General features: G+C 35.7%; 12 protein-coding genes. 2 read left to right on the top strand and 10 right to left on the bottom strand.

The window, feature by feature from the left end; translation table 11 throughout:
- Window positions 1-37: 37 nt before the first annotated feature.
- The 9 genes from IPZ78_RS03670 to IPZ78_RS03630 form a co-directional block, all read right to left on the bottom strand.
- Window positions 38-2,413, bottom strand: coding sequence for a right-handed parallel beta-helix repeat-containing protein (locus IPZ78_RS03670; RefSeq protein ID WP_225551585.1), 2,376 nt, complete (start codon window positions 2,411-2,413; stop codon window positions 38-40).
- A 412-nt stretch (window positions 2,414-2,825) separates the two neighbouring features.
- A complete protein-coding gene (locus IPZ78_RS03665) occupies window positions 2,826-3,185 on the bottom strand; it encodes a CoA-binding protein (RefSeq protein ID WP_225551584.1) in 360 nt (119 codons plus the stop codon).
- A 20-nt stretch (window positions 3,186-3,205) separates the two neighbouring features.
- Window positions 3,206-4,393 (bottom strand): serine hydrolase domain-containing protein, encoded by a 1,188-nt coding sequence (locus IPZ78_RS03660; protein ID WP_225551583.1) that lies wholly within the window; start codon window positions 4,391-4,393, stop codon window positions 3,206-3,208.
- Between the two features lie 114 nt (window positions 4,394-4,507).
- Window positions 4,508-6,133, bottom strand: coding sequence for a 2-oxo acid dehydrogenase subunit E2 (locus IPZ78_RS03655; RefSeq protein ID WP_225551582.1), 1,626 nt, complete (start codon window positions 6,131-6,133; stop codon window positions 4,508-4,510).
- A 48-nt stretch (window positions 6,134-6,181) separates the two neighbouring features.
- Window positions 6,182-7,177 carry a pyruvate dehydrogenase (acetyl-transferring) E1 component subunit alpha gene (gene pdhA / locus IPZ78_RS03650; protein WP_225551581.1) on the bottom strand — a complete coding sequence of 332 codons (996 nt, stop codon included), beginning with the start codon at window positions 7,175-7,177 and terminating at the stop codon, window positions 6,182-6,184.
- A gap of 168 nt (window positions 7,178-7,345) precedes the next feature.
- The gene (gene hisS, locus IPZ78_RS03645; protein WP_225551580.1) at window positions 7,346-8,731 is read right to left on the bottom strand and encodes a histidine--tRNA ligase; all 1,386 of its coding nucleotides are present in this window, start codon (window positions 8,729-8,731) and stop codon (window positions 7,346-7,348) included.
- A 69-nt stretch (window positions 8,732-8,800) separates the two neighbouring features.
- Window positions 8,801-9,529, bottom strand: coding sequence for a ribonuclease III (rnc, locus tag IPZ78_RS03640; protein ID WP_225551579.1), 729 nt, complete (start codon window positions 9,527-9,529; stop codon window positions 8,801-8,803).
- 78 nt (window positions 9,530-9,607) lie between these two features.
- Window positions 9,608-10,861: a beta-ketoacyl-ACP synthase II gene (gene fabF / locus IPZ78_RS03635; protein WP_225551578.1), complete on the bottom strand. Its 1,254-nt coding sequence runs from the start codon at window positions 10,859-10,861 to the stop codon at window positions 9,608-9,610.
- Between the two features lie 27 nt (window positions 10,862-10,888).
- Window positions 10,889-11,125 (bottom strand): acyl carrier protein, encoded by a 237-nt coding sequence (locus tag IPZ78_RS03630; protein WP_159633049.1) that lies wholly within the window; start codon window positions 11,123-11,125, stop codon window positions 10,889-10,891.
- A gap of 270 nt (window positions 11,126-11,395) precedes the next feature.
- On the opposite strand from IPZ78_RS03630, the gene IPZ78_RS03625 reads away from it, so the two are divergent.
- Window positions 11,396-11,893: an IPExxxVDY family protein gene (locus IPZ78_RS03625; protein ID WP_225551577.1), complete on the top strand. Its 498-nt coding sequence runs from the start codon at window positions 11,396-11,398 to the stop codon at window positions 11,891-11,893.
- Between the two features lie 123 nt (window positions 11,894-12,016).
- The gene (gene pyk, locus IPZ78_RS03620) at window positions 12,017-13,447 is read left to right on the top strand and encodes a pyruvate kinase (protein WP_225551576.1); all 1,431 of its coding nucleotides are present in this window, start codon (window positions 12,017-12,019) and stop codon (window positions 13,445-13,447) included.
- A 32-nt stretch (window positions 13,448-13,479) separates the two neighbouring features.
- Here pyk and IPZ78_RS03615 read toward each other — a convergent pair whose 3' ends face one another.
- The gene (locus IPZ78_RS03615; protein WP_225551575.1) at window positions 13,480-13,833 is read right to left on the bottom strand and encodes a hypothetical protein; all 354 of its coding nucleotides are present in this window, start codon (window positions 13,831-13,833) and stop codon (window positions 13,480-13,482) included.
- Between the last annotated feature and the right edge of the window lie 37 nt (window positions 13,834-13,870).

Genomic DNA, 13,870 nt, shown 5'->3' with positions numbered 1-13,870 from the left:
CTCCTTTCTTATTTTACAATAACAAAAATACTCTTCTCTATAAATTCAAGACTACTTCTTGTTTTACCTGATTTCTATAAATAGTAAAATTCAGCTTATGGTAATAATGGAATTGCTTCAACAAACTATCTAAACCCGTCGTATTAATTACTTTTTCACCTTCACAGGCCACTATGACATCATTAATCAGAAATCCATTGTATTTCAAATAAGAATCGTCTGCAAATTTTACAATCATTATTCCCTCCATAGTTGGCAACCCTGCTGCAGATTGTTCACCTAGAGACTCGATTGATTTTAAAGTTGCTCCTTTATAAGTAATGACCGATGAAGCCGTATTTGTCTTTGGTTTATTATAATTCAATTCAGGAATTATAGGCGAATCAGCCAGCTTTTTTAATCTACCACTAGTCACACCAAAATTCTGCATATCAAAATTTACAAAACCATCAGGCACCTCAGCCAATAAGGTAAAATCACCATTCTTTACGTCTTTGAATTTTGGTGTGATAACTTTCCCATTCCTTTCCAATCTCTTTTCTTGATCTTTAACCAAATCCTCAGCTTTAACATAATAATTGTAATCTACGGTATCTCCCCAAAAATCCACACGAATATCTTGATGGGGCAACATCACTATATTATTTCTAAATACGTCATGACTATTTTTGAACCATACATGTGGATGAAAACCATTATTTACGGTAATATTGTTATAAACCGTTCTATGAAATCCTTCACGAAGCTTTATTCCACCATTGAGACATAGATTATTAAAAATAACATAATTTGAAGAACCATCATCCAAGTCTATATCCCAACCGTGATCACAACGAAATCTATTATTTCTAATATATGTTGTTTTATAAGCGTCTAGTAAAATTAGCTCTGGCCTTCTTGCTACTAAATCATCCATTTTTTCGCGATCAGGATGCCAAAATCGATCCCTACCCCATGAATTAAAAGCTCCATGATCACTTGTCTCGAGCACCGTATTAAACACATCATTATAAGCAATGTCATGTCCACCCCAAGTACCATCTCCCACATTAATCCCAGCTCTTGGAATATCGTAAATTGTATTATGCAACACACGAATTGACTCAGCAATTGAAATTTGCACTCCCGCCACTTGCTTTTCTACCAAACCAATGTTACGAATCAAATTATCACTTACCTCACAATCTTTAGGATAGTTATCAGATTTAGGACCGCGAACAGTATCCAAATCAGCTTCAGGCACAAAGTTTTCGTAACGAAACGATGGAGATCTCACAGCGCTAGGATCACCAACAAAAGAAACTGCACTTGCTCCGATTTGTTCGATAAGGTTACCTGAAATTTTTACCTCCCTATTGTAATTGCTCACAAAAACAGCATTACCACCCAAATTATAAAAATTAGATTGTGAAACTTCACAGTTTTCTGCGTTTTCAAATTTCACAGCACCTTGACGATAGATTGTCCAGTCACTACGCAACAGTGGCTCACTAGTTTTCATAAAAGTAGGAGCTGTACACACAAAATCTAATCCTTTAATCTTGATATTTCGAACAGGCTGTTGTTTAGTTCCAACTAACGATATGATATTTTCCAAACGTGCAGTTTCAAATTTTAAAACATTCGGATTTGTACCTTGTTCAGGTTTATAATAAAGAATAGATTTATTTATATCAAAGTACCATTCGTTTGTATCATCCAGTTCCTCAAAAATGTTCTCTACAAATCGAAAAGTCTCATGAATAGGACTTGGCCTATTATTCTGTTGACCTCCTTCCAACATCAAATTACCTTGACTATCCTTTCCTTTTATCTCAAAATGAAAACCACCCCATTTTCCTTCATGCAAAGCATGCACATATCCACCTTTTGGATTCTTCCAACGCGCTACCCTTTCTTTAGAAATTGCATCTGCTGCATATCCATTGAAAGGCAATATATTAGCATTGTAATTTGGATATCGTGCTTTGATTAATCTCTTGCCATTACTGTATAAATCCTCAATAACTGTCGCTGAAGGAACAACTGTGCTCCAGACACCATTTGTTTCAGATTTCCATTTTAAGTTTTGCAAGAGAATACCCGCACTTAAAATTACCTTTTCGCCATCTTCAGCTCGCAATACAAAAGGTGTATTTTGCTTACCTGAAAAAGATTGATCGAGCTTTATACTTTTATCCAAATAATATGTACCAACTCCTATTACTAATTCTACCTTTCCTTTGAATTTTGTTTTTTTAATCTCTTTAACACGATTGATCCCTTCTTGAATTGTACTAAGCGGTTTTTTTTCATCTCCAATATTTTTGTCATGACCATGCACACTCACATAGATCGCTCGAGAAGACTGCGCATTAGCATCCAAGAAACCGAAAAGTGTAATTATTAATATATTCAAAAACAAAACCTTCATAATGTTATAGTTTATTGGTAAAGTGAATTTTGTGCTTTATTATTGTTTGTAATTTCTTCATTTAGTTTATTATGCATGGTTATCCATAAAACATCTTGAAAGACATTAATCCAAGTTAAGGAGATGGCTCTATTAAAAAATAAACTATCCTACCAATTAAATAAACTATATACACAAGTAATATATTAAAAAACACAAAATAAACCTTCGCGTTGATTATTATTGCTCTTGGAATATGACTCAAAAGTCCATAATCATAAATTTTAGCATTTTACAAAATATAAGAGGTTAAAGACTCCCCAATTACAAGCTAAAATTATATTGTACAAAAAAGAGGTATAAATGAATAAATCAAATATACCTCTCAGCAACACTTATGAGAAAGTGCTATATTTTGCAGTATTACAATTACCTAGTACTGTCCAGTATTTAGCATCACTAACGTACATGCTTCAACCGGTTCGATACCCGCCTCTACTAATTTTGCAGAAAGTACAGGGTTTTCAGCGCCAGGATTAAAAATAACACGTTTGGGCTTCGTTTTTAAAATATATTCATAATAAGGTTCTTGATTACGTGGCCCCACGTACAATGTTATTGTATCAATATCTGTATGAATTTCTTCAGCTGGTTCAATCGCCACACCTGCTACCTCTCCTACTTTTCGCCCAACATTGATTATCGGATAACCCTTTCTTACCAATTTATTAGCCACTAAATAAGAATATCGAGCTGAATTTGTGCTAGCACCTAAAATCAATGTCTTTTTCATATACTTTAAACTTTATAATATTAATGTTCTACAAATCCTCCATTAGAGTCATATGCATTTTGTCTTAATATAGGCATTTCTAAAATTTTATACAACTCATCGAGTTGATTTAAACTACCATTGACCATATTCGACAAAAGAACAATAGTCACATCATTAGTTAAATCCCTTACATACAGGTTTTTAAAACCATGCCACCACCCTGTGTGATATACAATTTTTTCTTTACCCGAACTAAACATTCTCCATCCATAACCATAACTGAATACACCACGTTTAGCATCTGATCGTGGTACATATGCTGAATCTAACAATTCAGGTTTCAAAAGTCTGCCTTCTTTCAAAGCTTTATCCAACAAATACATATCTTTTACTGTACTGTAAATCCCTTTGTCTCCCAATGGACCATCCAAATAATCCTGTACAACAGATCTTCTCCACACGCGATCGTGCCCGATGACATCGGTGGGAATCTTATCATACTTCACCCGAGATAATGCCGCAGTATTTTTCATTCCTGCTGGTTTAAAAACATTCTCTTGCATATAAGTATCAAAATCTTGACCTGACACCTTCTCGATTATGGCTCCCAACATCATGTAATTTGAGTTATTGTAATGAAAACGTCCATCTGGCTTACCATATCGCGCAGGCTTATGTTGAATCATTAAATTAATCGCATCTGTATTGGACATTCCCTTCTTGCGATCTGGCCAAATTTTATCAACAAAATAGACATAGTTCGGCATCCCAGATCGGTGGGTCAACAATTGTCTCACTGTCACACCTTCATATGGAAACCCAGGAAAAAAGTCAGAAACTAATTGATCAATCCCAACCTTTCCGTTATCGATCAATTGTAAAACACCTAAAGCTGTTATTGGTTTTGAAACAGAAGCTAGTTCGAATTTAGAATCAATATCTAAACTATCCTTATGTAGGTAATCTGCCCAGCCAAAAGAATTCTGATATATAATTTTACCCTTTTTGGCAATCAACACATTGCCATTAAAACCTGAGCGCTTATGCAATTTTTGCATATACTCATCTACTCGAAGATCAACATTCTTGGGATCGTAAATCAAAGCGATGCTATCCAACTCAGATTGCTTTTGCAGAATTTCTTCTTTCTTTTTGACGGCAGATTTACACGAGATAATAAAAATTGTAAAGACAAAAAACGCTACTAACCTAACTAACCTATTCACTATTTCTAATACGATTTTGATTTTATTAAATATAAAAGGAATCTACCTGAAAACCCAAAAAAGAAGCCACTTTATTTTCATAAAGTGGCTTTTGTAAGATCAAACTATAATCCCTTATGCTAATAAACGGATTGGAGCTTCTAATAATCCTTTTAATGTTTGTAAGAATTGAGCACCTGTCGCACCATCTACTACGCGGTGGTCACAACCTAATGTCAATTTCATTACATTACCTGGTACTACTGCACCGTTTTTCACCACGGGAATTTGTTGAATAGCACCTACAGATAAAATTGCTCCATCAGGGGAGTTGATAATAGAAGTAAACTCATCAATACCAAACATACCCAAGTTAGAAACTGTAAATGTAGATCCTTCCCAGTCTGCTGGAGTCAATTTTTTAGTTTTTGCCTTACCAGCGAAATCTTTCACCTCTGCAGAGATGTGTGATAATGATTTTCCATCTGCAAAACGAACAACTGGAACTAATAAACCATCTTCTACCGCCATAGCAACACCGATGTTAGTATGTTGGTTGAATCTGATTTTATCGCCTTGCCACGAAGAGTTAACAGCAGGATGTTGTTTCAATGAAACTGCAACTGCTTTGATAACTAAATCGTTGAAAGATACTTTTACTGGAGCAACCTCATTTATTTGAGCACGCGCAGCAATAGCATTATCCATATCGATACTTACAGTCAAGTAAAAATGTGGCGCTGTAAACAAAGACTCACCTAAGCGACGAGCGATTGTTTTACGCATTTGCGAGACACCAACCTCTGTATATTTTTCTTCGCCAACGAAAGTTGGTAAGCTAATAGTTTTTGTTTCAGATTTAGCAGCATCTTGTGCTGGAATAGGAGCTGATTTAGCTGCAGGAACAAAGCTTTCAACGTCTTTCTTAACGATACGACCACCGTCTGCTGAACCTTTTACATCATTCAGGTTAATACCTTTATCTTTAGCAATTTTACGTGCCAAAGGAGAAGCTTTCACTCTTGAATCATCCGAAGATGAAGATGTCGTAGCCGCTGGAGCAGTAGTAGTCGTTGCTTCAGGTGCTTTTACTTCTTCCTTAGCTTCAGCTTTAGGAGCTGCTGCCGCAGGTTGATTCAATAATGGAGTAATATCAGTCCCAGCTGGGCCAACGATAGCAATAATATCATTTACCTTCGCTGCTTGTCCAGCTTCAAGCCCGACATACAATAAAGTACCATCAGCATACGCCGTTACTTCCATTGTAGCTTTATCTGTCTCTACATCTGCAATAGCATCGTCAGATTTGATTGAGTCACCCACTTTGAAATTCCACTGTGCAATCACACCTTCTTTCATTGTATCACTCAACAATGGCATAGTCACTACAGTAACGCCTAAATCTTCAGCAGTAACAGTTGAACCCGAACTTGCAGGAGCAACAGCTTCTTCAGTTTTAGTCTCTGTAACTTCTTCTTTAACTGGAGTTGAGTCTCCGCTTAACAAGGCTTGGAAATCCTCGCCCTCCTCGCCCAAGATTGCGATAATAGCATCAATAACTACTGCCTCACCATCTTTTGGACCTATATATAACAATGTTCCTTCCTCGTAAGACTCTAGATCCATTGTTGCTTTATCTGTTTCAACCTCTGCTAAAAGGTCGCCAGAATTCACTTTATCACCAACTTTTTTGTGCCATTTAGCGATTACACCTTCTGTCATGGTGTCGCTCATTTTTGGCATTCTAACTACTTCAGCCATGTATTATAGTAGATTAAATCTTTTATAAAAACCTTGAATTATTTTGAATTAGTCCATTACAAATGGATAGTCCTCTTGTACATAGATATCTTTGTACAATTCATCAACTGAAGGATATGGAGATTCTTCCGCAAATTTCACTGAATCATCAACCACTTTTTTAACCTCAGCTTCTACTTCTGCAAACCAAGCCTCGTCAGCATATTTATTTTCTACAATAGCAGCTTTAGTAGCCAATAATGGGTCTCTACCTTTGTACTCTTCTAATTCTTCTTTTGTACGGTATTTAGCCGGATCAGACATTGAGTGTCCTTTGTAACGGTAAGTACGAATCTCTAAAAATGTAGGTCCTTCACCTGCACGTGCACGTTGAACAGCTTCATCCATTGCATTGTGAACAGCTACTGGATCCATACCATCAACTGGAGCACATGGCATATCAAAACCTAAACCGATTTTATAAATATCCATCATGTTTGTTGTACGTTGTACAGAAGTACCCATTGCGTAACCGTTGTTCTCACAAACAAAAATCACAGGCAATTTCCACAACATAGCCATGTTGAAAGTTTCATTCAATGCACCTTGACGTACAGCACCATCACCCATGAAACATACGTTCACGTTGTCAGTACCTAAATACTTCTCTGCAAAAGCTAAACCAGCACCTAATGGAATCTGACCACCCACGATACCGTGACCACCCATCATACCTTTTGATTTGTCAAAAAAGTGCATCGATCCACCTTTACCCTTAGAACAACCTGTCGCTTTACCATAAAGCTCAGCCATACAAGCATTTGCAGAAACACCTTTAGCCAAAGCCTGAGCGTGATCTCTGTATGATGTGATAAATGTGTCAGCAGGTCTTGTTGCAGATACAGTACCAGCTACAACCGCTTCCTGACCAATATACAAGTGACAAAATCCACGGATTTTTTGTTGTCCATAAAGTTGTCCTGCTTTCTCTTCGAATTTACGCATGAGTAGCATAGATTTATACCACTCTAAATATGTCTCTTTTGTTATAGGTGTTGAACTCATTTTAAAGTATTGTTTCTTACTTAACCGATTACAAATCTAATAATTTATATCGATAATTAGGGCACTTTTAATACTGGATTTAAGTAATTTTTGTCACAAATGGATAAAAAAGTGAAGTTACATTATTATGACACAATAAAATTACATTATTTAATGTGCTCGCTGGTTTTACAGTTGACTTAAATACTGAACGAGCTGATCTATATCCAATTTTATCTGCTCACCTGATTCCATATTTTTCAAACTTAATAAGCCAGATTCCTTCTCTTCATCACCTACTAAAAGCACATAAGGAATTTTTTTGGCATCAGCATAGCTCATTTGCTTCTTCAATTTCGTCGCTGTTGGATATAATTCCGAAGCGACACCAGACTGACGCAATGTTGCTAATAAAGGAAGTGTGAAGGATTCCAATGATTTATCAAAATTGGCAATCAACACTTTGGTATTGGTAGAATTCGAGACAGGATATAAATTTAATTCTTCCAAAACATCATAAATACGATCTGCACCAAAAGAAACCCCTACTCCGGTCAACCCTTTCAACCCAAACATACCAGTCAAGTCATCATAACGACCGCCACCACCAATACTGCCCATTGAGACTTCATTGGTTTTCACTTCGAAGATACAACCTGTATAGTAATTCAAGCCACGTGCTAGCGTAATATCAACTTCAACAAACTGATCTAACACATCCTGACCAACAAAAGTCTTTACATAAGCAAACACCTCCTCGATTTCTTGAATCCCCTTTAGCCCATTCTCCGAAGTAACTAAAACGTTTTTCAGTTGATCAAGCTTTTGTATATTACCCCCCTGAAGTTCAATAATTGGCTTTAAAGTATTCAAATCTTCATTCGTAAATCCTCTTTCAAGCAATTCTTTATTGACTCCATCTAAACCAATTTTATCCAACTTATCGATAGCAACTGTCATATCAACGATAAGTTCAGGTTTACCGATAATCTCCGCTATGCCTGTTAGAATTTTACGGTTATTGATTTTGATCGTGAAATCTTTCAAACCCAAAGCTTGCAAAGCTTCTTGATAAATCAAGATAAATTCTGCTTCATTTAATAGCGATTCAGAACCCACAACATCGACATCGCATTGATAAAACTCACGATAACGACCACGTTGTGGACGATCTGCACGCCATACGGGTTGAATTTGAAAACGCTTGAATGGCAAAGCGATATCGTTCTGATGCATGACTACATACCTCGCAAAAGGAACTGTCAAATCATAACGCAATGCTTTTTCTGTAATATGCGGTATTAATTTATTCGAGTTGCGCTCAGACAACTGATCATCTGAAACTTTAGATAGATAATCCCCCGAATTAAGAATTTTAAAAATTAATTTATCTCCCTCATCGCCATATTTTCCAGTAAGTGTGGATAGGTTTTCGAACGAAGGGGTTTGGATTTCATTGTATCCAAACTTCTTGAAGATTGATTTTAATGTATTAAAGATGTAATTTCTTTTCTCCATCTCAGCAGGAGAAAAATCACGCGTACCTTTAGCTAATGATGGTTTAATTGCTGCCATACTGCAAAGGTAAGATAACAAAGCGAATATGAGAAAATACAGCGAAAAGAATATCGCTAAAGAAACAGATTAAATAATCCTTAAAAACTCACAGGCCTTTTCAGCCGCCAGTTTCTCGGCGCTCTTTTTATTGAAATCACGACCAATCCCACATACCTCACCGCTAACGATAACCTCAATACTAAACATTTTAGAAGATTCACCTTCCGGATTTTCAACAAGATTAAACGTCACCTCTTTTCCTTCTTGTTGACACCATTCTATCAATCTACTTTTGAAATTAGACTCCGTGATTTCTAAAGTCTCTATATCAACATGGGGATCAATAATACGAGATAACAAAAATTCCTTTGTAAAAAGATAACCTTTATCTAAATAAATTGCTCCGATCACAGCCTCAAAAGCATCTCCTAACAAAGAACCTTGTTTGGTAGGATAAGAAATCATACGGGAATCATATTGAATCAACTGATCAAAACCCAACTTCCGGGAAAGTTGATTAAGATTCGCACGAGAAACAATTTTTGAACGCATTTCAGTCAAAAAACCCTCTCCCTTGTACGGATATAACTTAAATAGCAATTCTGCTATAACCGAACCCAGGACAGCGTCACCCAAAAACTCAAGACGTTCATTGCTGTTTTTGACACCGTCTTTTATTGGAACCGCAACAGACTTATGCCTAAAAGCCATCTGGTACAATTTCACATTGCCCGGTACAAAACCAAGAATATTTTTTAGCTTTTTGTAATAAGCCCTATTACGTGATAAATATAACTTATATATCTGCAATGACATTTCCCAAGTGCTAAAAGTAGAAATAGGTAGTTTAATAAAATCTTAAACTACCTATCAACTTTTTATTCTTATTCAACACTAAACTTTATACTTTTTGAAGATTACGGTAGCATTATGACCACCAAAACCAAAAGTATTACTCAAAGCTGCGTTTACTACACGTTTTTGAGCAGTATTGAATGTAAAATTCAAATTATTATCTATTTCAGGATCATCAGTGAAATGATTGATTGTCGGAGGGACAACATCATTTTTAACAGCCATAATTGAAGCTATAGCTTCTACTGCACCAGCCGCTCCCAACAAGTGACCTGTCATAGATTTAGTAGAACTAATGTTTAATTTATAAGCGTGATCACCAAATAAATCAACAATTGCCTTTGTTTCACTGATATCCCCTACCGGAGTAGAAGTACCATGTACATTGATATAATCAATATCCGAGAAACTCATTTCAGCATCATTAACCGCCATCGTCATTGCTAACTTAGCGCCTAATCCCTCAGGGTGTGATGCCGTAATATGATGTGCATCAGCACTCATACCACCTCCTACGATTTCAGCATATATTTTCGCACCACGTGCCAAAGCATGCTCTAAGCTTTCCAATATTATTGCTCCCGAACCTTCACCCGACACAAACCCATCACGATCTTTATCAAAAGGGCGTGATGCTGTCTTTGGGTCATCGTTACGAGTCGACAAAGCATGCATAGCGTTAAAACCTCCAATACCAGCTTCATTAACCGTTGCTTCTGAACCACCAGTGATGATAATATCAGCTCTACCCATACGAATATAAGTAAACGCATCAATCATCGCATTAGTTGCCGAAGCACAAGCTGAAACGGCTGAAAAATTCGGCCCACGCAAACCATGACGCATCGAAATATGTCCTGGCGCAATATCAATAAGCATTTTAGGAATAAAGAATGGGTTGAAACGAGGCGTCCCATCTCCTTTGGCGTATGAAAAAATCTCCTCTGTAAAAGTAGTTAATCCTCCAATACCTGCTCCCCAAATTACTCCAATACGGTTTCGGTCTAATTTATCAAAATCCAATCCTGCGTCTTTGACTGCTTCATCTGTAGAAGCAATAGCATATTGCACAAAAGGATCAACCTTGCGAGCTTCTTTTCGATCCATATATTGAAGAGGATCAAAACCTTTTACTTCGCAAGCAAATTGTGTTTTAAATTTAGACGCATCAAAATGCGTAATAGGAGCGGCACCACTTACACCATTAACTAATGATTCCCAAAATTCAGGAACTGTATTACCTATGGGTGTAAGTGCGCCTAATCCTGTTACAACTACTCTCTTAAGCTCCATTTATTATGTTTGGCCTAATAAAATTAGTTAGTTAACGTTTTTTTCTAAGTAAGCAACTGCTTCACCAACTGTGCTGATGTTTTCAGCTTGGTCATCAGGAATTGCTACATTAAATTCTTTTTCGAATTCCATGATCAACTCAACTGTATCAAGTGAGTCTGCACCTAAATCATTCGTGAAAGAAGCTTCTGGTGTTACTTCGTTTTCATCTACACCTAACTTTTCAACGATAATTGCTTTTACTCTTGATGCGATATCTGACATGATTGTATAGTTTAATTATTTAATAAATCTGTGCAAAGAAAAATAAATTTACTCAAATATCAAACCTTTTTGATATTTAGGTACAAAATAAAAGAACGACAACCCCATTATTGCACATGAAATAACTAGTTGTTATGCTGAAATAATATTATATCCAATATAATAATTCCAACAAGTAATTACAAAAAAAGTTTACTTTTTGAAGATCAAAATTCCAATATGCATTTTAATTATTGTAATTTCGTACAACAAACATTTTAGACTAAGATTTTGAACAAAGTAACATTTAAACTCGATCTTGATTTCGACTTAGAGCTTGATTTTACTTTAATAGGTATTAGTTCTTCGTTGCGAGATTATAGACTTTGCCACTTCATAAATAAACATGCGGGACTTAAATTCCAATTTGGAAAAGAATCTCCAATTGATCATAATGGAAATATAAAATCTAAACCTCAAGAGGATTTAGACTATCATATTATTACAGAAAAAAATAAGAGTAAGATCGTTACTCATCATTTTCCAATGTATCGATATTGTTGCGAAAATTTTGATTACGAATATTACATCATCAACAATAAAAGCTTAGAAAATGGCGTTCTCATACCAGAAATTGCCAATTTTGACTACTTTATGTTGATTAAGCATTACATAGATTTTGAAGACTTAAATAGGTTAATTGACAACTTGAAATCAATCAATGACATCATGCTGGTAAAAGAAATTGAACCAACTTCATTGAAATCTAAAGAAAATCTAATATTTTAGCAAACTCTTTTCAAAGTGTACATTTTACACTTTAGTAAAAAAGATTAATAATTATGCCTAAACACACCATCCTGTTAGATATTTATGAATAGGATGTCATATGTAATAAAGAATAAAACTCAGATGAAGAAAATTCAAAAAAGAACGAAAATAGTCGCTACGCTAGGACCTGCATCAGCACAAAAAGAGGTATTGACCAAACTTATTGCAAAAGGTGTAGATGTATGTAGACTTAACTTTTCGCACGGTAGCCAAGAGGACCACTTGAAGGTAATCAACACAATCAAAGAAATTAACGAAGAACATCCATTTCACGTTGCAATTTTAGCCGATCTACAAGGGCCTAAAATCCGCATAGGTAAAATGAAAGAAGGTGGCGCATTCCTAGTTAATGGGTCAAAAATCGAAATGACTACCCAAGAATTAATAGGTGATGAAAATAGAATCTACATCACATATGACAATTTCCCAAATGACGTAAAAGAAAATGAAATTATATTATTAGACGACGGTAAGTTGCAATTGCGTGTACTTTCGACTAATCATAAAGATTCAGTAATCTGTGAAGTAGTACATGGTGGAATTTTGACATCACGCAAGGGTGTAAACCTTCCAAATACAAAAGTATCTATCCCTTCATTGACGGAAGAAGATTTAGACAATCTAAATTTTGCTTTAGATCATGGAGCAGATTGGATCGCGATGTCTTTCGTTCGTTCAGCAGAAGATATTGCACAATGTAAAGAAATCATCGCTGCAAAAGGTAGTCACGCAAAAATAATTGCTAAGATTGAGAAACCTGAAGCTATAGAAAATATTGATGCTATCATCGAAGCTACAGACGCCGTAATGGTGGCGCGTGGAGATTTAGGTGTTGAGCTACCAATGGAAGAAGTTCCTGGACTTCAAAAAATTATTGTACAAAAGTGTCGCAACTTGTCAAAACCTGTAATCATTGCTACTCAAATGTTGGAAAGTATGATTACTACACCTCGCCCTACTCGTGCTGAGGTTAATGATGTTGCAAACTCAGTACTAGATGGTGCAGACGCGGTAATGTTAAGTGGCGAAACTTCTGTTGGAGAATTTCCCGAAATCGTTATCGAAACAATGGCTAAAATTATCACACACGTAGAATCAACATCTTACCCTTATTATATTGCTAAAACAAATAGGTCTGAAGATTCTACAATGATCCAAGACTCTATCTGTGGATCGTCAATATTTTTAGCTGAAAAAACTAATGCATCTGCAATCGTAGCAATGACTGCTTCTGGCTATACTGCCCTTGAAATTTCAAGCTACCGTCCTGACGCTAATATTTTTGTATTTACAGGTAATACGAAGTTATTAAATCAATTAAGTTTGGTTTGGGGTGTTAGTACATTTATTTACAAAAAATACGAAAGTACTGATGGTACAATTCAAGATGTAAATGAGCTATTGAAAGAAAATCAATTAGTAGATCCAGGACAAATAGTTATCAATACAGCGTCTACACCTTTACACCATAAAGGCAAAACAAATACAATCCGCGTTTCTGTGGTTCAATAATATAAAAAATGGCGAGATACATCTCGCCATTTTTATTTTCTATTTTTTTCCTTGATCAGCAAGGAGTCAACCTTGAGTTTCCTTTCCAATTTATCCAAATTTTCTGTCCCAGGCATAGGAGCTAATCCTGCTCCAGATAATTTTTGGATAGGCATATTATAAACAACTTTATTATTACCTGAATAAGCATTGGGGATTGGAATAGAGACGTCTATTCTATCAAATAAAGAATTAGAAGGAGACATGCGCATACTAGAATCTGGCAATGTAAAATTTAACTTTGGTATCGAAAAATGTGTACTGTTTCTATTCTTGTTATTATCTTGCGCTAAAACAAAACCTATAGAAGTCACTGTAGCAATAAATGATAATAGTAATGATTTCATAATTATATTGATATTTAACAACTTAAAGTTATTCGTT

The organism is Sphingobacterium bovistauri, assembly GCF_020295405.1.
In the GTDB taxonomy this organism is placed as follows: domain Bacteria; phylum Bacteroidota; class Bacteroidia; order Sphingobacteriales; family Sphingobacteriaceae; genus Sphingobacterium; species Sphingobacterium bovistauri.
The sequence above is the reverse complement of the archived record's forward strand: the minus strand, read 5'-3'. Positions and strand labels throughout refer to the sequence as shown.